We start from the raw sequence: 20,356 nt of genomic DNA on the forward strand, positions 1-20,356 counted from the left end.
GGACGCGGGGGCGTGCGGAACCGCGGCCCGCGCCGCGTGCGTCTGTGTCCCCGTGCAGCGTCGACACCGCGGCGGCTCCGCCGTTCACCGCATCCGTACAGCGGGCTTCGTACTCCTGTGCTGCCATCTGCTGTTCGTGGGCTGGCTGACGCTGCGGCCGCTGTCCGTGCCGTGGGTCGCTCCCGCGAACCTCCGCCCCTTCGCCTCGATCCACGCCGATCTGGTGAGCGGCCCCCGGGCCGCCCTGGAGGGCGTGGGAGGCGGCCTGGCGCTGCTCGCCCCGCTGGGGGTGCTGCTGCCGATGGTGGCGGGCCGGCCGGCGTCGCGGCTGGGCTCGTGGGCCCGTACGGTCTTCGCCGCGGGGATGGTCTCGCTCGGCATCGAGCTGGCGCAGCCCGCCGTGCCGGGGCAGGTCGCCGACGTGGACGCGCTGCTGCTCAACACCACCGGGGCGGCCCTGGTTCACCTGGTGTGCTACCCGGCGCTCCGGGCCCGGCTGCGCGCCGCGGAGGACGGCTCCGGCGCCGGGGACCTCCGTCCGGACGACGGGGACCAGGGGGCGACCCCGAGAACTCCCAGGGTCGGAATAGCCCCGTAGACCGACGCTTCCTCCTGGTTCGTTCTCCTACGGTGGATTCGTCGCCACCGTCCGGTGGTGATCCGGGCAGAACGAAGGAGTCCTCATGGCCGCACTTGTCCGCCCCAGCGACAACCGGATGATCGGTGGCGTGTGCGCCGGGCTGGCCCGCCGCTTCGGGACCTCCGCGACCACCATGCGGGCGATCTTCCTGGTCTCCTGCCTGCTGCCGGGGCCGCAGGTCCTGCTCTACCTGGCGCTGTGGGCCCTGCTGCCGGACGAGCGGAAGACCCGGCACGCCGGTCTGTGACAGACGGCGGCGCACGCACACCGCGCACACGCGCACACGAGGGCCGCGCACCGGAACGGATCCGGTGCGCGGCCCTCGGCGTCTCCCGGGAGGAGGGAGGGGGGTGTCAGCCCAGGAGCTTGACGGGCAGCGCGCCCGTGAGCTTGCCGACGGGCGCGGCCTTCTTCAGCCGCTCCTCGACCGGAACGCCGCCGATCAGGGCGCGCACCGGGTCCTGGGCGGCCGCCTGGTCCTGCTGCGGCGCGGGAGCGGGCCGGCCCTGCGGCGCGGGCGCCGGAGCGGGCTGGGCCTGGGGGGCGGGGTCGGGAGCGGGCAGCGTCCTGGCGGGCTGCGAGGCGTTCATGGCGTCCGACAGGCCGCTGACGATCTTCTCGGTGCCGGGGAGGCTCGCGGCGGACGCGGTTCCGGCGCCGACGGCGGCGATGGCGAGGCCGAGAGCGGCGACGCCGAGGGTCTTGATCGTTCGCTGGAGCATCAGCTGTCACGTCCTCGTGTGGGTGCTTGAGCGGCGTCGCGAAGGTAGCCAGGCCGTCACACCGTCCGCAAACACCCTGAAACGGTCGAGCGGCGCAGACCGGACTTCCTCCCCGTCCTCCCGCCCAAGCCCCACGGGACGGCGGAGCCGCTGGTCACAGCCCCTTGCCGGACGCCTCCCGGAACAGCCACTCGGACTTCAGCTCGGCGTACCCGGGCTTGATCACGTCATTGATCATGGCCAGACGTTCATCGAAAGGAATGAAGGCGGACTTCATCGCATTGACCGTGAACCACTGCATGTCGTCGAGGGTGTAGCCGAACGTCTCCACCAGGTGCTCGAACTCCCGGCTCATGCTGGTGCCGCTCATCAGCCGGTTGTCGGTGTTGACCGTGGCGCGGAAGCGCAGCTTCCGCAGCAGTCCGATGGGGTGCTCCTCGTACGAGGGGGCCGCGCCGGTCTGGAGGTTGGAGGTGGGGCACAGCTCCAGGGGGACCCGCTTGTCCCGCACGTACGCCGCGAGACGGCCGAGCTTGACGGTGCCGTCCTCGGCGACGTGGATGTCGTCGATGATGCGCACCCCGTGGCCGAGCCGGTCGGCGCCGCACCACTGGAGCGCCTGCCAGATGGACGGCAGGCCGAACGCCTCGCCGGCGTGGATGGTGAAGTGGTTGTTCTCGCGCTTGAGGTACTCGAAGGCGTCCAGGTGGCGGGTGGGCGGGTGGCCCGCCTCGGCGCCCGCGATGTCGAAGCCGACGACGCCCGCGTCGCGGTAGCGGTTGGCGAGTTCGGCGATCTCCAGGGAGCGGGCGGCGTGCCGCATGGCGGTGAGCAGCGCGCCCACGCGGATGCGCCTCCCCTGCTCGCGCGCCCGGCGCTCGCCCAGCCGGAAGCCCTCGTTGACGGCCTCGACGACCTCTTCGAGACTCAGTCCCCGCTCCAGGTGCTGCTCGGGTGCGTACCGCACCTCCGCGTAGACCACGCCGTCGGCCGCCAGGTCCTCGGCGCACTCGGCGGCGACCCTCACCAGGGCGTCGCGGGTCTGCATGACGGCGCAGGTGTGGGAGAAGGTCTCCAGGTAGCGCTCCAGGGAGCCGGAGTCGGCGGCCTCGCGGAACCAGGTGCCCAGCGCCTCGGGGTCGGTCTCGGGCAGACCGTCGTAGCCGGTCTCACGGGCGAGTTCGACGACGGTGGCCGGACGGAGACCGCCGTCGAGGTGGTCGTGCAGCAGCACCTTGGGGGCGCGGCGGATCTGGTCCGCGGTGGGGACGGTGGTGACAGTCTCGCTCGTCATTGCGACACCCTAGCGCCTACGCGCGTAGATATCACCCCGGAGCCGGGCTCCCGCCGCGCGGGCCGCCGTGCTCCGCCCTTCGATACCCAATGGTGACCGCAGGACACCGCCGGTACACCCGGGCTTCTGCCATGGTTTTGCCGTGACTCAGCAGGCGTTGCCGCGGCGGGATGCGCGGTTGGGGCGGGCGTTCGGGGCGGACCGGTCGGTCCAGGGGGTTGTTCTGCTGCTTCCCGGGGGGCGGGCGGCGAGCACGCGCCGCCGTTCCTCCAGGGCCGCGGCGGCCGTACTGCCGCTGGCGCGGCGGCTGGCACGGGCGGGGGCCGGTTCGGAGCTGGCCGCGCACGTCGTCCACTACCGCTACCGCGGCTGGAACGGCGGGGAGGCCCACCCGGTGGAGGACACGCGGTGGGCGCTGGAGCGGGTCTCCGAACTCTACGGCGACGTACCGGTGTGCCTGGCCGGCTGGGACATGGGCGCCCGGGCCGCCCTGCGGGCCGCGGGCCACCCGGCCGTGGTCTCCGTGCTGGCGCTGGCCCCCTGGCTGCCGGACCCTCGCGAGGACGGCGAACCGGAGCCGGTGCGGCAGCTGACCGGACGGAAGGTGCTGATGGTGCACGGCACGGACGACGAGCACACCGATCCCGAGCTGTCGTACCGCCTGGCCGTACGGGCCAAGAAGGTCAACCCGGACGTCTGCCGGTTCGAGGTCCACACCGACGGCCACGCGCTGCGGCAGCACCGCGACGAAGTCCTCGCCCTGGCACAGGACTTCGTCCTCGGCACGCTGTGCGACCACGACTTCGCCCGCCCGGTCGCCGACGCGCTGGCGGCCCCGCCGCCGCTGGGCCTGCGGATGCCGCTGGCCGCGGGGTTCGGCCGCTCCCTGCGCCACTGACCGCGCCGGCCGGTGCGGGAGCGGCCGTGACGCCCCGTCTCCCCGGGGCTCCGCGCCCTCGCGCCTCGCGCCTCATGCCAGGAGCCGGCCGCGGCGGCCGAGCAGGAACTTCCTGAAGGCCGTCACCGGCGGGGTCTCCGGGCGGCCCTCCACCCAGGCGACCCCGATCTCCCGCACCGCGCGGGGCTCCGTGACCGTCAGTTCCCGCACCCCCGGCCGGGGCACGGCCGGGGGCGGCAGCAGGGCGACGCCCAGCCCCGCCGCGACCAGCCCGCGCAGCGTCTCGGCCTCCTCCCCCTCGAAGGCGATCCTCGGCCGGAAGCCCGCCTCGGCGCAGAGCGCGTCGAAGATGCGGCGCATCCCGTAGCCCGGCTCCAGGGTGATGAACGGCTCCTCGGCGGCCTCCGCCAGCCGTACGCGGCGGCGCCGCGCGAGCGGATGCTCCTCGGGGACGACCAGCCGCAGCCGCTGCTCGTCCAGGCGGCGCGCGGCCAGGTCCGGCGCGTCGGGCACCGGGGAGATCAGGCACAGGTCGAGGTCCCCGGCGCGCAGCCGCTCGATCATCGCCTCGCCGTACGTCTGGACCAGGGAGAAGCGCACCTGCGGGTGGTCGGCCCGGAAGGAGCGGATCAGACCGGGGACGGTCTCGGAGCCCAGGGTGTGGAGGAAGCCGAACGCGACCTTCCCGGTGGCCGGGTCGGCGTCGGCGCGCACGGTCTCGGCCGCCTGCTCCACGGAGGCCAGCGCCCGTTCGACGGAGGCCAGGAACGTCAGCCCCGCCGGGGTGAGGGAGACCGTCCGGCCGCGCCGGGCGAACAGGTCCACCCCCAGGTCGTCCTCCAGCCGGGCGATCGCGCGGCTGAGCGTGGACTGCGGAACGCCCAGTTCCAGCGCGGCGCGTGTGACGTGCTCGTGGCGGGCGACGGCCACGAACTGGGCCAGCCGCGGGGTGAGCGTGGCCGCCCAGGACTCGGGGGCGATGTCGGGCCCGAAGTCGCCCCTCCCGGCGGCGCGACGCACTGTGTCCGATGTAACCGAGATGTCTTTTCTGTTGCCGACCGGTGACACGGCACCCTCCCACCTCACCTTATGCGCCCATGCATCATCTTCCGCGGTTCTGTGCATTGGACGCATCAGAAGGGGTGATCGTACGTTCGGGACATGCCTTCCGTCGATACCGGGGCACCTGCCCGCGCAGGTGCCTTCTCCGACCGTTCCGTCCCGCCGAACCGACGCATCAGTCTGGCCCTCTTCGCCGTGGGCCTGGCGACCTTCAGCCTGCTGTACGCCACCCAGCCCCTGCTGCCCGCCCTCACCGCCGACTTCGGCGTGACGCCGGGGCAGGCGAGCTGGACCGTCTCCGCCGCCACCATCGGACTCGCCGTCGCCGTCCTGCCGCTGTCCGCGCTCTCCGAGCGCTTCGGACGGCGCACGATGATGACGTGCTCGCTGGCCGTCGCCGTCGCCGTCGCGCTGGTGCTGCCCCTCGCGCCGAACATCGAGGTCCTGATCGCGCTGCGCGCCCTCCAGGGCGCGGCGATCGCCGGCATCCCGGCGTCGGCGATGGCGTATCTGGCGGACGAGCTGCCGCCCCGGGCGCTGGTGGGGGCCGTCGGCCTGTTCGTGGCGGGCAACAGCGTCGGCGGAATGTCCGGCCGCGTCCTGACCGGCTGGGCGGCCGAGGGCTGGGGCTGGCGCGCCGGTCTGGCGTCGGTGGCCGCGGTGTCCCTGGTGTGCGCGGTCGTCTACCGGCTGCTGATCCCGAGGGCCCGCAACTTCACCCCGGCCTCGATCCGGCCCGCCGCGGTGCTGCGGACCGTCCGCGGCCACCTCTCCGACGGGCTGCTGCTGCGCCTGTACTCGCTCGGCCTGCTCTTCATGACGGTCTTCGGCGCGGTCTACACGGTGATCGGCTACCGGCTGGTGGCGGAGCCCTTCGGGCTCTCCCAGGGGCTGGTCGGCTCCCTCTTCGTCGTCTACCTCGTCGGCACGGTCTCCTCGGCCGCCGCCGGACGCCTGGTGGGACGGCTGGGCCGGCGCGGCGCGCTCTACCTGGCGATCGGCACCACCGCCACGGGTCTGCTGGTGAGCCTGGGCGAGAGCCTGGCGTCCGTCCTGACCGGTCTGGTGCTGATCACGGCGGGCTTCTTCGCCGGACACGCGGTGGCCTCCAGCTCGGTGAGCCGCACCGCCCAGGAGGGCAGGGCGCAGGCCTCCGCGCTGTACCAGATGGCGTACTACCTGGGCAGCTCGCTGGGCGCCTCGCTGGGCGCGGTCGCCTATCACGCGGCGGGCTGGAGCGCGACGGTCGCCTTCGCGCTGGGCGCACTCGTCCTGGCGGCCGGCGTCACGCTCTACGCCACGCGCCGGGCGCTGGTCCGGCGGCGCCTGGAGGCCGTGCGGAGCTGCTGAGCTCCGACGTCACGGGGGTCTTTCCCGCCGGTTCAGTCGACGGGAAAGACCCCCGTGTCGACGACGAGGTCAAACGGCTCGGGAAGGCCGACCTTGTCCCCGAACTTCCCGGCGTGCAGCACCCGGTGGACGTCCCCCTCAAGGCTCCCCGTACAGCGTCACGGTCGGGCCACCGGGCGCCCAGCGGTCGACCATCAGGTACAGGGGCACTCCGGCCCGGGCGTAGCCGGCGGCCTCGCTGATCCGGTCGTGCCGCGCGTTGGACGGCGAGGTGATCTCCACCTTGCAGCCCTCGGGCCAGTCCGTCTCCTCCCAGAGCCGGACCAGGTCGTCCCAGCCGTGGGCGCGCCCCGGCCCCGGATCGACGGTGAGTGCGCCCATGGCGGTCCCTCTTATCGGTGCATCACCGGTCCCAGCGTGCCGAACGGCACCGACACGGGTCCACCGGCCTCGTCCGCCCGGACGGGGGCGCGCCCGTCACGCGGCGGCCACCCGGTCCGGCCCGGAGAGCCAGACGATCCGGGCCGTGACGCCCGGCTGCACCCCGAACCACCGCACGGCGCCCTCGGGCGAGCCGAGGGTGAACCGGAGGCTGCCGTCGGGGCTGGTCAGCTGGGCGTGTCCGTCCTCGTACGCCACGCCCCACGCCGCCACGCACCCGTCCCGCTGCCCGTCCCCCGCCTCCCACGTCTGGACCACCGCGAACTGGCGGGGAGCGAGACCGAGGACCATCGTGCGCAGCGCCTCCTCGAAGTCCCCCGATGGTGCGCCGGGGCCGTCGTGCGGCTCGGAGCCGCTGCTCTGCGGGGCTACGGTGTCCACGGAACCTCCAGGGAAAAGCGCGGAGTCGGGCCGGGCGGAGGGGGCGGCGCGCTTCCGGCGGGCGGCACGACCGGCCGGAACGGCCGGACCACACCCTAGAAGGAATTTGATAGGTATATCGACAATCGGGGGACAGTCCTGTCGAATTCACCTGTGTGGGTGAAGTGTCACGCTGTGCGCGAGAGTCGGAGGGCCGTGCCCCCGCGCACCGTCCCCCCGCCGGACAGCGGCACCCGGGCTCCGAGCCGCGGAAACTCCGTCCGGGCACGGGCCTGCTCCCGCACCGGCCGGGCGCCCGTCGACGCCCTTCGCCGACACGCCCCGGCCCACGATGACCGGCGGGCGGACGCACGGCCGGCGGGAGGAGCACCGGGGCGCCCTCACATCCGGGGCGCTCGGCCTCGCCGGGGCGCACCACGGTGGTCCGCCCGCCCGGCCCGCTCCGGACGCCGGACCGCGCACGCGCGCTCATCGACTCCGCATTCGCCGCCTCACCGCGGCGCCGGGCACGTGAATCCCCGGAACGGCCACCGGAAGAACATCCGGCTCTTTTTCCCTTAACTCGGGATGACGGGAACTCCCACGCCGGGAGAACTCTTCGCCGATTCGGGATTCCGGCGGAACGGAGCCGCGGAAAGAGAGCCTTCCGTGATTACTCTGTGGACGCTTCGCCGATGGCGAGGCCGCCGCGGGACCGCCTCGGGGAAAGGCGGTCCGACAGCGGTTTCAGGGGGTGTGGCGGAGGGATAGGGGGGAGTCGTCGCGTGGAGCACCGCGGAATCCGGCGCACGCGGAAGCGGGCATCGCATTCCGTACCGCGGTCTCCCGTCCCAAGGGCCGGTATTCCGCTCCTCCGCCGCCCCGGATTCGTCTCCACCGAAGGTGAGGAACACCCATGCGACGCGCGACATCCGTCCTTCTGGCGCTGGGCGCCCTGATGACGGCTTCCACGCTGGCCGCTCCGGCGGCCGGGGCGGCCCCGCGGGACGGCGGTCCGGCCGCCGTCCCGGCCGGCTGGGAGAGGATCGACGGTGCCGAACTGGCGGCGATGAACGGCGAGGAGAACGGCGCGGCGGACGGCGAGCGGTCCCTGGCCGCCTCGGCGGACCCGGCCGCGGAGGAGACGGTCCTCCTGGCGGTGCAGTCCGTCCGCAACGGCAACTTCGTCGCCACCGAGAAGAACTACCCCTCTCCCAACACCGGCGCGCTGCGCGCCCGGTCCGCCGACATCGGCGGCTCCTGGGAGGGCTTCGCCTTCGAGTGGGACGAGGACACCCAGACCTACGCCCTCAGGTCCCTGGCCAACGACCGCTACGTGGCCGTGGAGAAGAACTTCACCGGCAGCTCGCAGAACCTGCTGCGCGCCCGGTCCACCGGTGTCGGGGGCTGGGAGCGGTTCGTCCTCTACTACAGCGAGGAGCTGGACCGCTGGGCCCTGCAGTCCACGCTGAACGGCCTCTTCGTCGCCATGGAGAACGGTTACACCGGCTCCCTCCAGTACGCGCTGCGCGCCCGGTCCGCCGAGATCGGCGGCTCCTGGGAGGAGTTCGTCCTCTACGACCTGGAGAGCTGAGGAAAGCGCTCCGGGCGGGCGCGTCCCCGGGTGTCCGGGGGCGCGCCCGCCCGTCGCCGTGTCAGGACGAGCGTTCCTTGATGCGCAGGAACGTGATCGAGTGGGCCGGGAAGGTGTGGGTGAAGGTGGTGCCCACCCCCCGGAGGATCGAGCGCTCCGGCCTGACGGGCCGGCCGTCGGCGGTGTTGACGGCGTCCGGGTCGCCCTGGAGGACGGTCAGGCGCGCGGTCGGCGCCACCCGGGTTCCGCCGCCCAGGTCGATGCGCGTACGGGCGGGGGTCTCCTGCGCGTTGACGACCTTGACGATCAGCTCCCCCCTGGCCCTGTCGCGGGTGACGACCTGGCGGAAGGGCTCGGCGACCTTGTCGTCGGTGAAGCTCCCCCACTTCTCTCCGTCGAGGTAGAGGGTCACCTGACGGCCGCGGACCTCGATCCGGATGTCGTACTCGCGGCCGGTCTCGATCACCGTGCCGTCCTCGATCATCGTCTGCTTGCCGCCGTCGGTGGCCTTCTCCACGGCCGAGCGGGTGTTGCCCCAGCCGCCGAGGTTCCACCAGTAGAGGTTGCCGGTGTCCTTCACTCCGAAGGCGACGAGGAAGCCCTCGCGGCCGGCCCGCTTGGTGGCCTTCACGTGCAGGTCGTAGTCGCGCCAGGCGGGGTCGCCGGCGGTGACCAGGGTGTCCTCGGCGGCCGTGTCGGTCTGGACGTACGCGCCGTCCTCGACGGTCCAGGCGCCGCGCCCGGCGGCCTCGGTCCACTTCCCCGCGCCGGCCGAGAAGTCGTCGGCGAACAGTTCCCCGCCGGCCGCGGAGACCACCCGCACGTCGTCGTAGGCGGCGCTGGTGGCCCAGGTGGACAGGCCGACGGCGCCGGTGATCGGTCCGCTGACGACGGGGGTGGCGGAGGAGCGGCTCGGGACGACCTCGTCGCCGACGTTGTTCATGAACAGCTTCTGCGTCTCGTAGCTGGTCGACCCCCAGGAGCGGGCGTTGTCGAACCAGATCAGGTCCGGGCTCCACTGCACGTAGTCCGTGTTGGCCAGCAGCGGGGCGTAGGACGCCATTCTCACCACGTCGGCGTTGCGCTCCAGGCCGGTCATGAACGCGGCCTCGGCGAGGGAGTTGCGGAAGCGGTTGTCCTGGGAGGCGTACTCGCCGAGGAACACCTTGGGGCCGGAGCGGTCGTAGGAGTCGTAGCGCTCGTTGTTCTCCAGGAACCAGCCCGGGCTGTTGTAGTAGTGCTCGTCGACCATCTCCACGCCGGAGGCGCGGGCCAGTTCCCAGGCGCGGTCGAAGGTGGCGCCGGCGTCGTCGGGGCCGGAGTTGGCGATCACCGTGATCTCGGGGTGCTCGGCCTCGATCGCTTCACGGAAGGCGGCGAAGCGCTCGTAGAACGCGTCGGGCAGGTTCTCCTCGTTGCCGACGGCGATGTGGGTGAGGCCGAACGGCTCCGGGTGGCCCATCTCGGCGCGTTTGGCTCCCCAGTCGGAGGTGGCGGGGCCGTTGGCGAACTCGATCAGGTCCAGGGTGTCCCGGACGTGGCGCTCCAGCAGTTCGGGGTCGTCGGTGGCCTTGTTCTCGCCGCAGCCGGTGACGAGGGCGGGGACGACGGGCAGCGGCATCGCGCCGATGTCCTCGGCGAACTGGAAGTACTCGTAGTAGCCGAGGCCGTAGGACTGGTTGTAGCCCCAGAAGTTGGCGTTGACCGCCCGCTCCTCGACGGGGCCGATGGTGTCCTTCCACTGGTAGGAGCGGCGCCGTTCCCAGTTCGGCGCCTCGTACGCCTCGTGGCTGCCGGTGTTGACCAGGCAGCCGCCGGGGAAGCGCAGGAAGCCGGGGTTCAGGGCGGCGATCTTCTCCGCGAGGTCCTTGCGCATCCCGTTGGGGCGGCCCTTGAAGGTGTCGCGGGGGAAGAGGGAGACCATGTCGAGGCGGAGCGTGCCGGCGCCGCCCGCGGTCACCGCCAGGCGCCCCCGCGTGCTGTCGGCGCGGGCGGTGAGGGTGCCGGTGTACTTCGTCCAGCGGTCGCCGCGCACGGTGCGGCGCAGTGGCGTGGCGAGCGGCTCGCCCGAGGCGTCGTGGAGGGTGACGGTCAGCGGGGTGCCCTGCCTCCGGTCGGTGCGGGCCCACACGGAGAAGTCGTACTTCCCGCCCTTCTCGACGGCGATCCCGGAGTTGTAGCCGGCGTTGACGACGCCGTAGCGGGCGCCGTCGCCGCCGGTGCCGTCCAGTTCCAGCCGGAGGTGGTTGCGGTTGCGCTCGTTGAGGCGGTGTTCGTCGTCCACGACCCGCGCGGTGCCGCCCCCGCCGCCGGCGGCGGTCTCGGTCCAGGCCGTCAGACCGGTGTAGGAGGGGTTGTCGACGGGGGCGTACTCGAAGGAGCGGTTCTGGACCAGCTCGGCGTACAGGCCGCCGTCGGCCGCGCGGTTGATGTCCTCGTAGAAGACGCCGTACATCCGGTCGTCGATCTCCGGGCCGGCGCGGGTGGGGTCGATGGCGAGGGTGTAGTCGGCCGGCTCCGGCGCCGGGGCGCCGGAGGCGGGGGCGGCGGCGAGCGCGCCCGCGAGGAGGGCGCCGGTGAGGAGGCCGATGGCGGGGGCTGATCTGGGTCGTGTGCGCGGCATGAGGCTCCCGGACTCGATATGTTCGAAATCTCGTACACTGACCAGAACTTCGAACGCGAAGATAGGCACGCCAGGAGGGGTCGTCAATGCCCCGCGCGGCAAAGGCTTTCTGGCGGCGCCTGAGTCGCAGGTCCGATCGGCGCTCCCGCGGGCCGCCGTGCCATGACGTCAAACCCGTCCGGTCGTACCGGATCGGTGACTCCCTCCCGCCGGGTTGCCGACAGGAGGGGTTCATCGGGCTCGAAAACGCTTACCATCGGCGGGCCGCACAGCGGCGCGGCGACCGCGGTCCGATGGCACGGCCGCAAGGGGGGAGGACGCCGGACGGCACGGAACGGAGAGACGGGAGAAACCGGGATGAGATTACTCAGGGCCGCGACGGTTCTGCTGGGGATGACGGCCGCCGCGGCGGCGCTGCCGCCCGCCCCCACCGCCCACGCGGCGACGGTGATCGTGGTGGCCGTGAACGGCGACGACGCCGGCGCGGGCACGGCGGCCGATCCGCTCGCCACCGTCCAGGAGGCGGTGGACCGCGCCGCCCCCGGCGACACGATCACCGTCCGGGGCGGCACCTACGTCCTAAAGGACAACATCACCATCGGCAAGTCCGGCACGGCGAGCGCCCCCATCACCCTCACCTCCCACAACGGCGAGCGGGTGATCATCGACGGCGAGCGGCTGCCCGCGAGCCACACCCCGGTCGGCGGAGGCGTTCCGCGCGCCGAGCGGGGCGCGATCCACCTGGAGAAGGCGTCCCACTGGCGGATCAGCGGCCTGGAGATCGTCCGGGGCCCGTACGGCGTCTACGCCGACAGCTGCAGCGACAACGTCTTCGACCGGCTGGTGACCCGCGACAACTACGAGACCGGCTTCCAGCTCCAGGGCGCCTCCAGCCGCAACACCATCCGGAACCTCGACTCCTACGGCAACCGCGACCCCCGCAAGAACGGCGAGAGCGCGGACGGCCTGGGGATCAAGGAGGGCTCGGGGACGGGCAACCGGGTCGTCGGCGCCCGGCTGTGGAACAACGTCGACGACGGCTTCGACGCCTGGGAGTTCACCTCGCCGATCCGCCTGGAGAACACCGTCGCCCACGGCAACGGCTTCAACCGCTGGAACTTCCCCGACTTCGCCGGCGACGGCAACGGCTTCAAGATGGGCGGCGGAGGCGACGAGGACCCGCCGGCCGCCCACACCCTCCACAACTCCGCCTCCTTCGGCAACGCGGCGGACGGCGTGACCGACAACGGCAACCCGGGCGCGCTGAAGATCACCCGCACCACCGCGTTCCGCAACGGCGCCACCGGCTTCGACATCCGCACCGCCGACGCCACGGTGACCGGCAACCTGTCGGTCGAGGACCGCACCGCGGCCTCGCTGGGCGGCGCGGTGAGCGCGTCCGGCAACTCCTGGCAGCTCGGCGGTACCTGGAACGCCGCGTCGGTGCGCAGCACCGACCCGTCGGTGATCACCGGCCCGCGCGCGTCCGACGGCTCCATCCGGCCGTCCGGCTTCCTGGTCCCGGCGAACGGCGCGGCGGTCGGCGCCCGCTTCTGAACGGCGGCCCGTGCCGGGCGCTTCCGCGGCCGGAGCGCCCGGCACTAGGGTCGCGGGCATGGCCGAACCCTCTCCCGACTCCCGGCTGGAGGCCCTCCGCGACGCGTTGGCGCGGGGCGGCGAGACCCGCACCGCCACGGTGACCGACGTCGGGGAGACGGAGGTCCTCGTGGAACTCGACGCTCCGGTGGACCCGGGGCTCACCTCGGGATCCATCGCACGGCACGAACTGTCCCGGAAGCCGTTCGACCACCCCTCCGAGATCGTCCGGGTGGGGCAGGAGATCGCGGTCGAGGTGATCGGCGTCCTCGAGGGGCGCGGACGCGTCCCGCTGTCGGCGAGGGCGTGCGAGGACCGGGAGCTGCGCGCCTTCCTCCTCGGCGTCCGGCCGGGCGAGATCCGGACCGGAACGGTGGCGGCCGTCCGGAACTTCGGCGTCTTCGTCCACCTGGACGGCGAACCGCCCGGCCGGTGCACCGGGTTCGTCAACGTCCCCGAACTGACCTGGAGGCATGTCGGCCGCCCTTCGGAGGTCGTCCGGGCGGGACAGCGCGTCTCCGCCGAGGTCCTCGCCTCGGACACCCGCCGGGGGCAGGTCGCGCTGTCGTTGAAGGCCCTGGAGGAGGATCCGCTGGTCCGGCTCGCCGAACGGGTGGGCGAGACCGTCGCCGGTCCCGTCACCAGGATCGTCCCGTTCGGGGTCTTCGTCCGCGTCGCCGACGGCATCGAGGGCCTGGTGCACACGTCCGGACTGCCGGAAGGCGGGGTGCGCGAGGGCGACCGGCTCACCGTGCGGATCGCGGAGGTGGACCGCCGGCGCCGCCGCGTCAGCCTCTCCCTCGTCCGGGTCGGGGACATCCGCTGACCGCGCGCCCCCGCCTACCCGGAATACCCGCCTCCGCGGCCGGAGGACGTACCGCGCCCTCTCCCCCGGCGTCAGTCCTCGCCGGGGTCCCGCGGGCCTGAGGGACGGCTCGCGCCGCCCGGCCCCGCGGGGCCCTCGGACTCGCGCCGCCGGCGGTGGCCGGAGCGCGGGCGGTGCGGCATCAGATCGCGGACCCGGGCCTCCCCCGCGCCGACGATGGGCAGCGGGTACGTTCCCCGGGACCCGTCCGGACGGCCGTGTTCCGCTGGGCCTTCGGCAGCCTCCGGACGGCGTGCCCCGGCGGGCGGCCGGCGGTCCGGGAAGCGGAGGAGCCGGGACGGCGGCGCCGGGAAGTCCTCGCTGTCGGGGTGCTGCCCGGCTCCGGGGGCGGGACGTTCGGCGGCGGCGGCACGGGCGTGCTCCTCCCAGCCGGTGCGGAACCAGTTCAGCTGGTGACGCTGTAATTCCTCCTCCGTGAGGATCCGCACCCCGTCGACGCCCGCCGCCCGGACCTTCTCGCCCAGTCCGACGAGCAGGTCCCCCACGAGCCTGGAGACACGCGCCGCCTCCTCGTCCTCGCCCCCTGTTTTTCCCATGACCCACTCCCTCAAGGCCCCGTCGTGCGAGGTCCCGCGGGTCCTCGCGCCGTCAACCGTCCTCTGGCAGGAACTGTCTGGCCACACGCACGAACAGGTCGCGCAGTTCCGGCGGCACCCCCATTCTGCGAGCCGCCTCCTCGGGGCTCAGCCTCGAACGATCATCCCCTCCGGCATCCGGTTGAACCCCGTGAACAGGCAGGTCCTCGGCCGTCAGCCGCCCGGAGCGGATCAGCATCTCGCGCAGCGGGACGCCGAGGACCACGGCGATGCGCCGCATTGTCTCCAGGTCCGGCATGGACTGCCGCTGCAGCAGGCGGCTGACGGCGGCCCGGTGCACCCCGGCGTCGTCCGCGAGCTTCGAGCGGCCGCCGCCGCGCGGGCTGTCGATGTCGTAGCCGCGTTCGCGGAGCAGGCCCTCGATCCAGGCGGCGAACCCGTCGAGTCCTTCGGCCCGGTAGCCGTGTTCGGTGCGAGCACCGGCCCGTGCGCTGGAACCCATGTGTGCACTCTCCCCTCGGTCGCGGGGACAGCGTACCGAGCGCGCGCGCACTCATATGTGTGCGTGCTCGCGCGTGACGGTGGAGATTCCGCGAGGCCGCCCCCCGCACCGGGAACCGGCGGGCGAAGCGGCGGAAAAGGCTCCCATCACACCTCCACGATCCACAGTCACTTGCGCGCGCACTCGCACCATGCGACTCTGATCGCGCGTTCGCAACTTTCGAACGCATGTTCCCACATACGGGGAGGGGATGCACGTGTCTTACGAGTCGACCACGTCTTCCGCCACTACTGATTCGCTTCTGAACTGGCCTTTCGAGGTGTTCCCCAACACGCGGGACGGCGGGCTGGACTGGCGCAGGGCCGCTGCCTGCGCCCACCTTCCCGAGCGCTCCGTGTTCACCCGCGACCCGTCCGAGGCCGCAACGGTATTGCGAGCGTGCAACAAGTGCCCGATCCGCCGGGAGTGCGAGGCCGTCGTCGACCCCGAGCGCACCTGGTTCGACGGTGTGAGCGGGGGCCGCCTGTGGCGCAACGGGCGCGAGGTCGCCGTCGGGGAGGACGCCGGGAGCGGGACTGCCGGACGCGCGGCGCGAGCGGCGGCCCGGTGACGGCGGCGCGGCGGCAGGGAGCGGCCGTCTCCATCGCCTCCCTCATCCGCGGATTCCCCGACCTGGTCGCGGAACTGGCCCCCTCGCCCCGCGGAGGACTGCGGGAGCACCGGGGCTCCGGCCCGGTCGGCGGGACGACCGCCCCCGTGCGGCTGCACGTCTCCGACGCCCTGCGGGACATCACCGACGGCGTGATGGAACTCGAGGAGGCGGTGCGCGAACGGCTGGGACTGCGCCCGGTCCCGCCGGCCGCCGTCCCCGTGCGGCTCCGCCGCATCGCCGGACTCCTGGACCGGATCGCCGGCGACCCCGTCCTGGCCGCCCACGTCGAGGACGAGACCCGGCGGATGGCCGCCCGGTGCGCCCGCGCGCTCGGCGACCCCGAGCAGATGGTGCGGCTCCCGGGCCGCTGCCCCGCCTGCGACTCGGTGTCGCTGCGCGCCTTCCCCGAACGGGCCGAGGTGCGCTGCGTCAACCCGGCCTGCCGGGCCGTCCCGGAGGCCGGTCCGGACCCGGAACCGGGCGCGGGCCCGGCGTCCGGGACGGACGCGGAGGGGAACGCACGGTGAGCACCGAACCGAGCACCCCCGCCGGCGCCCCGCTGATCACGGCCGAACTGGCCGCCGACGAGGCCGGCGTCACGCCCGCCACCATCCGCAAGTGGGTCGAGCGCGGCCACCTCCGTCCCGCGGGCGCACAGGGCCGCCGACGGCTCTACCGCCTGGAGGACGTCTTCGCGGCCGAGCGCGCCGCCCACCGCGCCCGCCACCGCTGACCCCCGCCCCCTCCCCACCCGCACCGGGCCCCGCCGCGACCAGCGGCGGGGCCCGGTGCGCGTCCGGTCCGCCCCGGCGAAGCGGCCCGGCCGCCGGCCGTACGGACCTCGGTTGCGGGTTCCGGGGGTCGCCGTCACACTGGATGCAGCGGCAGAGCTGCGCCCGCACCGCCGGGCGTCGGATCTGCCGCTTCGTGTTGCCCGGAAACTCATCCGGGCGGCTCCCGCCTTCACCGAAGGGAGCGTTCATGTGGCCATCCTGACCTTTCCCGACGTCGAGCGGCTCGTCGTCGACTTCCTGGAGAACCGGGCCGAACTGGCCGGGGTCGTCGTCGACAACCGTCCGCCCGCCGGGTTCGACGGGACGCAGAAGGCCGTCCTCGTCTCCCGGATGGGCGGCGCGTGGGTCGACGACCAGCACCTCGACGAGCCGCTGGTCGACCTGGAGGTCTACGGCCCGGACAAGACCACGGCGCACACCGTGGCCCTGTCCGCCCGTGCCTGCGTCCTGGAGCTGGCCGACACCGTGTACGGCGGTGCGGTCGTCGTCGACGTCTCCGAAGCCGACGGGCCGCGCTGGCTGCCCGACCACAACCGGCCGGCCGGCAACCGCTACCGGTCCACGATCCGGCTGCTGCTGCGCCTGGCATGAGCCCCGCAGCCGCCGCCCGTCCCACCCAACCCACCGCTCTCACTTAGGAGTTCGCATGGCTACGAACAACGGCAAGGAGATCCGCGTCGCCGGTACCGGACGGGTCCTGGTGGCCCCGGCCGGAACCACCGCGCCGGTCAAGTCGGACGACCCCTGGCCGACCGGCTGGGTCGAGCTCGGCTACACCTCCACCGACGGCATCAAGCTGAACAAGAAGGACAAGATCGACCCGGTCGACACCTGGCAGTCGGCCAGCCCGGCGCGGTTCATCTACTCCGACCGCGACCTGACCGTGAAGTTCCAGCTGCTCCAGATGAACAAGAGCACCCTGTCGTTCTTCATGGGCATCCCGGCCGCCGACATCGCCCAGACCACGGTGAGCGGCACCGCCGTCGCGGACACCTACGAGTTCCTGATCTCGAGCACCCCGGTCAAGGACGAGCGGGCCCTGGGCATCGAGTTCACCGACGGCACCGACGCCACCTACCGGTTCATCCTGCCGCGCGGCCAGGTCACCGAGACCGAGGAGATGGGCTTCACCCGCACCGGCTCGGTGAAGCTCGGCATCACCTTCACCGCGCTGGAGGCGGACTCCGCCAAGCGCGAGCTGGCCAAGTGGATCATGAAGGACAAGGCGTACGCGGCGCTCTGACCCGCCGTAGGGCACCCGCCCGGTACGGCCCCGCCGGCCGGGCGGCCCCGATCCACCCCCTCCGGCGGCACCGCCCCCCTTCCCCTCGCGGTGCCGTCCCCCGGGGCGGCGGGCTCCCCTCGCCCGCCGCCCCGGCCCCCGCCGCCGTCGCACGGCGCCCGCCCCACGACCACCACTCCGGGAGTTCCCATGGCCGCCTTCAACGTCAACGCCGCCCGCGCCCAGCGCCTGGAGGCGCTCGGCCGCGACTGGTCCTTCGAGCTGGACGGCGACAGCTTCACGCTGCCGACCGAACTCACCCGCACCACCGCGCGCAAGCTGCGCGACCTCGACGACAACGACGTCGACGGACTGCTGCGGCTGCTGCTGGGCGAGCGGCAGTTCGCCCGCTTCGAGCGGCACGACGTCACCATGCAGGACATCGCCGCGATCCTGGAGGCCTACGGCAAGGAGACGGGGCTGGGCCTGGGGGAAGACTGAGCCTCGGCGTGCTCGTCGACGAGCACGCCGAGGCCCTGGAGTCGGACCTGCTCCGCCACTACGGCGTCGACCTGCTGGACTGGCACCGCGGCCGGCTCTCCTCGCGCCGGCTCGCGGTGCTCCTCCGGCACCTGCCGCGCGACAGCGCGCTCGCCCGCGAGCTGCACGGCGAGGCGGCGGACTGGTCGGTGACCGACCACCTGCTGGCCACGGTCGTCGACCAGCTCGCCGAGTCCAACTGGATGTTCGCCACCGTCAACCGCGACGAGGACTCCGACCCGCTGGACCACCCCGAGCCGGTCCCCCGGCCGGGCGGGCCTCCGGGCGCCGGTCCCGGGGAGGCGGCACAGCCGGACGACGCGCCTCCGCGCCGGCTCCCCACGCACGCCGAACTGGCGGCCTTCTTCGAGTGATTCAGAGGGAGACGGCCGACAGCAGACCCGCCACCGCGCCGACCCCCATGGCCGCGTAGTGCGCGATCTCGAAACCGCTGAGCGGCCCTTCCCAGGGCCGCTCGTTCTCCTGGCCCCCGCCGTGGAGCGGCACGCTCGCCGCGCGCAGGAGGGCGGCGCCCCGCTTCCGGTCCGGGAGCCGGAGGATCCTCGTCACCTCCACGGCCAGGACCACGAGGGCCACCGCACCGAAGACCAGCCGCGGCGCCGGGGAATCGCGCGTGACGGCGATTCCGGTGCACAGGGCCGTGCCGCAGAGGGAGACATAGGTGGGCACAAACCGGCCGGCGGGTATTCTCCGCCCGGAGAACACGTGGTAGGCGACCACGGTCCAGATGCCGAGTCCTATCACGAGGAACCCGGCGACGACCGCGGTGAAGACCAGACTCCCCGTGGCGGCATCGCAGCCGTGCCGCAGCCGCCCGCCGCAGGAACTCCTCTGCGCAAGCCGGTAGACGGCGACGGAACCGGCCGGTACGGCCGCGAACAGCACTCCGGTGCCCACGACGTTCAGTAATTCCCAGCGTCCGAACCTGCGGCTGCCCGCCACGATCCCCGCCCTCCCCCGCGTCGGCCTGCCGCGCATGTTAACAGGGATGGAGTACACACCCATGGCAATCGACCTCAAAAAGCTGAACGAAGACGTTCAGAAATTGAAAAGCGACATGGAAGACTCGAAGAAGTGGGTGCAGAGCTTCCAGAAGAAACTCGAATACGGCTACGGTAAAGCCGAAGCCGTGGGCGGCGCCGCCGCGGCCGTCGGCGGATCCGCCACGGCCACCGGAATCTCCGGGGAGTTCACCGGCGCGTCGGCGGGCCTCAAGCTCTTCAACGCCGAACACACGGTCTTCGACCTCAAGGAGCAGCTGGACCGCCGCAGGGGCCTCCTCCCGGAACAGATCAAGGCAAGCGTCGACCGCCTGTATCCGGTCGTCGCCCGGCTGAACACCCAGCTTCCCGAGGTCAGGCAGACCGCCCGGAAGGCTCACGAGCGTCTCGACCGGATACAGCCCAGGGTCGGCGCGGTGGAATCCTCCCTGCGCTCGATGCGCAGTCGGGTGGGGAACAACGTCGCCGCCGGGCGTACGGCGAACTTCGCCAACCTGGGGAGTTTCTCGGAGGCCGCGTCCCACATCAACCGCCTGGAGAACCGCGTCAACACGCTCATAGCCGCGCTCGGCTAGAGCGGGCCTGCCTGATCGGAGAATCCCGTGTCCCTCGTTTCCTCACTGGCCCGCGCCTCCGGCGCCGTCAACCGCTTCCGCTCCGCAGCAGGTACCACCGGCAACTCGGTCGCCACCCTCAGGACGCGCGTCGGCCAGGCCGACTCCGCCATGGGCAGGTTCCGCTCCTCCGCGGTCAACGGCAGCAGCGCGCTGAACAGGCTGCGCACCGGACTGCGCGGCGCCGACGGCGCCTTCGCCAAGTCCAGGACCGCCACCGACAGGTTCAAGTCCTCCCTCGACCGGCTCAAGTCCTCCGCCGACCGGACCAGGAACGCCCTGCGGGACGTCAAGCGGCAGGCCGACGCGGTGGAGAAGTCCGTCGGGAAGGCCGGCCGGAACGCCGACCGCGGCGGCAAGTCGATGGGCAACCTCGGCAAGGGCCTCAAGGGCGCGTCCGTCGCGCAGCGGGGCCTCAACCTCGCCATGGCCGCCAGCCCCTTCGGGCTGGTGATGGCCCTGCTCGCGCCCCTCATCGCCCGGTTCGTCGACATGAACAAGGTCGCCGCCACGGTCCGCAAGGGCCTCACGTCCGCGTGGAACCACATCAAGAGCGCCTCCTCGTCCGCCGCGAGGATGCTCGGCCCGCTCTTCAAGGGCGTCGTCAACGGCTTCCTGACGCCCTCGCGGATGCTGGTCCGCGGGCTGAACATGCTGATCGGCGCGTTGAACCGGGTGAAGTTCAAGGTCCCGGACTGGGTGCCGGCCATCGGCGGCAAGGGCTTCGCGTTCAACCTGCCCACCATCCCGGTGCCGCAGCTCGCCCAGGGCGGCATCGTGCGCGCCCGCACCGGCGGCACACTCGCGCTCATCGGCGAGGCCGGCGAGCACGAGGCCGTCATCCCGCTGTCGAAGCTGGAGCGGATGCTCGGCTCCGGCGGCCCCGTGCGCCGCCTGGCCGCCGCCGTCGAGGCCCTCGCCGACCGGCCCGTCCAGATCGACGTCGACTCCCAGACCATCGCGCGGGCCGTGTTCGTCGGCCAGCGCAAGCTCGCCCGGAGGTGAGGC

General features: G+C 72.9%; 24 protein-coding genes and 1 pseudogene. 16 read left to right on the forward strand and 9 right to left on the reverse strand.

The genetic code is table 11. From position 1 onward, the window contains the following. The first annotated feature begins 52 nt into the window (after positions 1-52). Positions 53-598 carry a VanZ family protein gene (locus tag ABD358_RS10815; protein ID WP_344630696.1) on the forward strand — a complete coding sequence of 182 codons (546 nt, stop codon included), beginning with the start codon at positions 53-55 and terminating at the stop codon, positions 596-598. An 85-nt stretch (positions 599-683) separates the two neighbouring features. Then, entirely contained in the window at positions 684-887 is a 204-nt protein-coding gene (locus ABD358_RS10820; protein ID WP_344630697.1) for a PspC domain-containing protein, read from the forward strand. 106 nt (positions 888-993) lie between these two features. Here the strand turns inward: ABD358_RS10820 and ABD358_RS10825 are convergent, their stop codons facing one another. Together ABD358_RS10825 and ABD358_RS10830 are read right to left on the reverse strand one after the other, a co-directional pair. Beyond that, the gene (locus tag ABD358_RS10825) at positions 994-1,362 is read right to left on the reverse strand and encodes an ATP-binding protein (protein WP_344630698.1); all 369 of its coding nucleotides are present in this window, start codon (positions 1,360-1,362) and stop codon (positions 994-996) included. Between the two features lie 154 nt (positions 1,363-1,516). Further along, positions 1,517-2,656: an adenosine deaminase gene (locus ABD358_RS10830; protein ID WP_344630699.1), complete on the reverse strand. Its 1,140-nt coding sequence runs from the start codon at positions 2,654-2,656 to the stop codon at positions 1,517-1,519. A gap of 142 nt (positions 2,657-2,798) precedes the next feature. Between ABD358_RS10830 and ABD358_RS10835 the strand changes: the two genes are divergently transcribed. Then, positions 2,799-3,554, forward strand: coding sequence for an alpha/beta hydrolase (locus ABD358_RS10835; RefSeq protein ID WP_344630700.1), 756 nt, complete (start codon positions 2,799-2,801; stop codon positions 3,552-3,554). A gap of 72 nt (positions 3,555-3,626) precedes the next feature. Here the strand turns inward: ABD358_RS10835 and ABD358_RS10840 are convergent, their stop codons facing one another. Then, positions 3,627-4,679 (reverse strand): LysR family transcriptional regulator, encoded by a 1,053-nt coding sequence (locus tag ABD358_RS10840; RefSeq protein ID WP_344630701.1) that lies wholly within the window; start codon positions 4,677-4,679, stop codon positions 3,627-3,629. A 36-nt stretch (positions 4,680-4,715) separates the two neighbouring features. Between ABD358_RS10840 and ABD358_RS10845 the strand changes: the two genes are divergently transcribed. Next, entirely contained in the window at positions 4,716-5,966 is a 1,251-nt protein-coding gene (locus ABD358_RS10845) for an MFS transporter (protein ID WP_344630702.1), read from the forward strand. Between the two features lie 32 nt (positions 5,967-5,998). On the opposite strand, the pseudogene ABD358_RS10850 reads toward ABD358_RS10845, so the two are convergent. Together ABD358_RS10850 and ABD358_RS10855 are read right to left on the reverse strand one after the other, a co-directional pair. Next, positions 5,999-6,347: pseudogene (locus tag ABD358_RS10850) on the reverse strand (Uma2 family endonuclease). 96 nt (positions 6,348-6,443) lie between these two features. Continuing rightward, positions 6,444-6,788, reverse strand: a complete 345-nt coding sequence (locus ABD358_RS10855; RefSeq protein ID WP_344630703.1) for a hypothetical protein — start codon at positions 6,786-6,788, stop codon at positions 6,444-6,446. A gap of 895 nt (positions 6,789-7,683) precedes the next feature. Here ABD358_RS10855 and ABD358_RS10860 point away from each other — a divergent pair. Further along, the gene (locus tag ABD358_RS10860; RefSeq protein ID WP_344630704.1) at positions 7,684-8,361 is read left to right on the forward strand and encodes a fascin domain-containing protein; all 678 of its coding nucleotides are present in this window, start codon (positions 7,684-7,686) and stop codon (positions 8,359-8,361) included. 61 nt (positions 8,362-8,422) lie between these two features. Here the strand turns inward: ABD358_RS10860 and ABD358_RS10865 are convergent, their stop codons facing one another. Next, positions 8,423-10,984, reverse strand: a complete 2,562-nt coding sequence (locus ABD358_RS10865) for an alpha-L-arabinofuranosidase C-terminal domain-containing protein (protein ID WP_344630705.1) — start codon at positions 10,982-10,984, stop codon at positions 8,423-8,425. A 357-nt stretch (positions 10,985-11,341) separates the two neighbouring features. Here ABD358_RS10865 and ABD358_RS10870 point away from each other — a divergent pair, with 357 nt between their 5' ends. Together ABD358_RS10870 and ABD358_RS10875 are read left to right on the forward strand one after the other, a co-directional pair. Further along, entirely contained in the window at positions 11,342-12,541 is a 1,200-nt protein-coding gene (locus tag ABD358_RS10870; RefSeq protein WP_425576294.1) for a right-handed parallel beta-helix repeat-containing protein, read from the forward strand. 58 nt (positions 12,542-12,599) lie between these two features. Then, a complete protein-coding gene (locus ABD358_RS10875) occupies positions 12,600-13,406 on the forward strand; it encodes a S1 RNA-binding domain-containing protein (RefSeq protein WP_344630706.1) in 807 nt (268 codons plus the stop codon). Between the two features lie 71 nt (positions 13,407-13,477). Here the strand turns inward: ABD358_RS10875 and ABD358_RS10880 are convergent, their stop codons facing one another. Further along, positions 13,478-14,002: a hypothetical protein gene (locus ABD358_RS10880; protein ID WP_344630707.1), complete on the reverse strand. Its 525-nt coding sequence runs from the start codon at positions 14,000-14,002 to the stop codon at positions 13,478-13,480. Positions 14,003-14,054: 52 nt separating this feature from the next. Then, positions 14,055-14,504 (reverse strand): helix-turn-helix domain-containing protein, encoded by a 450-nt coding sequence (locus tag ABD358_RS10885; protein ID WP_344630708.1) that lies wholly within the window; start codon positions 14,502-14,504, stop codon positions 14,055-14,057. 250 nt (positions 14,505-14,754) lie between these two features. Between ABD358_RS10885 and ABD358_RS10890 the strand changes: the two genes are divergently transcribed. The 7 genes from ABD358_RS10890 (at position 14,755) to ABD358_RS10920 (ending at position 18,086) form a co-directional block, all read left to right on the forward strand. Then, positions 14,755-15,114, forward strand: a complete 360-nt coding sequence (locus ABD358_RS10890; RefSeq protein ID WP_344630709.1) for a WhiB family transcriptional regulator — start codon at positions 14,755-14,757, stop codon at positions 15,112-15,114. After that, positions 15,111-15,683 (forward strand): hypothetical protein, encoded by a 573-nt coding sequence (locus ABD358_RS10895; protein ID WP_344630710.1) that lies wholly within the window; start codon positions 15,111-15,113, stop codon positions 15,681-15,683. Before ABD358_RS10890 ends, ABD358_RS10895 begins: the two co-directional genes overlap by 4 nt. Continuing rightward, positions 15,680-15,889: a helix-turn-helix domain-containing protein gene (locus tag ABD358_RS10900; protein WP_344630711.1), complete on the forward strand. Its 210-nt coding sequence runs from the start codon at positions 15,680-15,682 to the stop codon at positions 15,887-15,889. The genes ABD358_RS10895 and ABD358_RS10900 overlap by 4 nt, the downstream gene beginning before the upstream one ends. 250 nt (positions 15,890-16,139) lie before the next feature. Then, positions 16,140-16,541, forward strand: coding sequence for a hypothetical protein (locus ABD358_RS10905; RefSeq protein ID WP_344630712.1), 402 nt, complete (start codon positions 16,140-16,142; stop codon positions 16,539-16,541). Positions 16,542-16,596: 55 nt separating this feature from the next. Then, the gene (locus tag ABD358_RS10910) at positions 16,597-17,193 is read left to right on the forward strand and encodes a phage tail tube protein (RefSeq protein ID WP_344630713.1); all 597 of its coding nucleotides are present in this window, start codon (positions 16,597-16,599) and stop codon (positions 17,191-17,193) included. Between the two features lie 189 nt (positions 17,194-17,382). After that, on the forward strand, positions 17,383-17,673 hold the full coding sequence (locus ABD358_RS10915; protein WP_344630714.1) for a hypothetical protein: 291 nt from the start codon (positions 17,383-17,385) through the stop codon (positions 17,671-17,673). Between the two features lie 8 nt (positions 17,674-17,681). Beyond that, complete coding sequence (locus tag ABD358_RS10920) at positions 17,682-18,086, forward strand: hypothetical protein (RefSeq protein ID WP_344630715.1); 405 nt, start codon at positions 17,682-17,684, stop codon at positions 18,084-18,086. A 1-nt stretch (position 18,087) separates the two neighbouring features. On the opposite strand, the gene ABD358_RS10925 is transcribed toward ABD358_RS10920, so the two are convergent. After that, positions 18,088-18,675, reverse strand: coding sequence for a hypothetical protein (locus ABD358_RS10925; RefSeq protein ID WP_344630716.1), 588 nt, complete (start codon positions 18,673-18,675; stop codon positions 18,088-18,090). Between the two features lie 61 nt (positions 18,676-18,736). Between ABD358_RS10925 and ABD358_RS10930 the strand changes: the two genes are divergently transcribed. Beyond that, positions 18,737-19,309 (forward strand): hypothetical protein, encoded by a 573-nt coding sequence (locus ABD358_RS10930; RefSeq protein WP_344630717.1) that lies wholly within the window; start codon positions 18,737-18,739, stop codon positions 19,307-19,309. A 27-nt stretch (positions 19,310-19,336) separates the two neighbouring features. After that, entirely contained in the window at positions 19,337-20,353 is a 1,017-nt protein-coding gene (locus ABD358_RS10935) for a hypothetical protein (protein WP_344630718.1), read from the forward strand. The last annotated feature ends 3 nt before the right edge of the window (positions 20,354-20,356 follow it).

The sequence above is a fragment of the Streptomyces glaucosporus genome (assembly GCF_039533345.1).
In the GTDB taxonomy this organism is placed as follows: domain Bacteria; phylum Actinomycetota; class Actinomycetes; order Streptomycetales; family Streptomycetaceae; genus Streptomyces; species Streptomyces glaucosporus.

What these genes read in the sequence shown, in the direction of transcription:
- ABD358_RS10915 (WP_344630714.1), top strand. Translation starts at nt 17,383, where the DNA reads ATGGCCGCCTTCAACGTCAACGCCGCCCGCGCCCAGCGCCTGGAGGCG.
- ABD358_RS10860 (WP_344630704.1), top strand. Translation starts at nt 7,684, where the DNA reads ATGCGACGCGCGACATCCGTCCTTCTGGCGCTGGGCGCCCTGATGACG.
- ABD358_RS10870 (WP_425576294.1), top strand. Translation starts at nt 11,342, where the DNA reads ATGAGATTACTCAGGGCCGCGACGGTTCTGCTGGGGATGACGGCCGCC.
- ABD358_RS10875 (WP_344630706.1), top strand. Translation starts at nt 12,600, where the DNA reads ATGGCCGAACCCTCTCCCGACTCCCGGCTGGAGGCCCTCCGCGACGCG.
- ABD358_RS10840 (WP_344630701.1), bottom strand. Translation starts at nt 4,679, where the DNA reads ATGCACAGAACCGCGGAAGATGATGCATGGGCGCATAAGGTGAGGTGG.
- ABD358_RS10880 (WP_344630707.1), bottom strand. Translation starts at nt 14,002, where the DNA reads ATGGGAAAAACAGGGGGCGAGGACGAGGAGGCGGCGCGTGTCTCCAGG.
- ABD358_RS10845 (WP_344630702.1), top strand. Translation starts at nt 4,716, where the DNA reads ATGCCTTCCGTCGATACCGGGGCACCTGCCCGCGCAGGTGCCTTCTCC.
- ABD358_RS10890 (WP_344630709.1), top strand. Translation starts at nt 14,755, where the DNA reads ATGCACGTGTCTTACGAGTCGACCACGTCTTCCGCCACTACTGATTCG.
- ABD358_RS10885 (WP_344630708.1), bottom strand. Translation starts at nt 14,504, where the DNA reads ATGGGTTCCAGCGCACGGGCCGGTGCTCGCACCGAACACGGCTACCGG.
- ABD358_RS10830 (WP_344630699.1), bottom strand. Translation starts at nt 2,656, where the DNA reads ATGACGAGCGAGACTGTCACCACCGTCCCCACCGCGGACCAGATCCGC.
- ABD358_RS10930 (WP_344630717.1), top strand. Translation starts at nt 18,737, where the DNA reads ATGGCAATCGACCTCAAAAAGCTGAACGAAGACGTTCAGAAATTGAAA.
- ABD358_RS10910 (WP_344630713.1), top strand. Translation starts at nt 16,597, where the DNA reads ATGGCTACGAACAACGGCAAGGAGATCCGCGTCGCCGGTACCGGACGG.
- ABD358_RS10820 (WP_344630697.1), top strand. Translation starts at nt 684, where the DNA reads ATGGCCGCACTTGTCCGCCCCAGCGACAACCGGATGATCGGTGGCGTG.
- ABD358_RS10825 (WP_344630698.1), bottom strand. Translation starts at nt 1,362, where the DNA reads ATGCTCCAGCGAACGATCAAGACCCTCGGCGTCGCCGCTCTCGGCCTC.
- ABD358_RS10865 (WP_344630705.1), bottom strand. Translation starts at nt 10,984, where the DNA reads ATGCCGCGCACACGACCCAGATCAGCCCCCGCCATCGGCCTCCTCACC.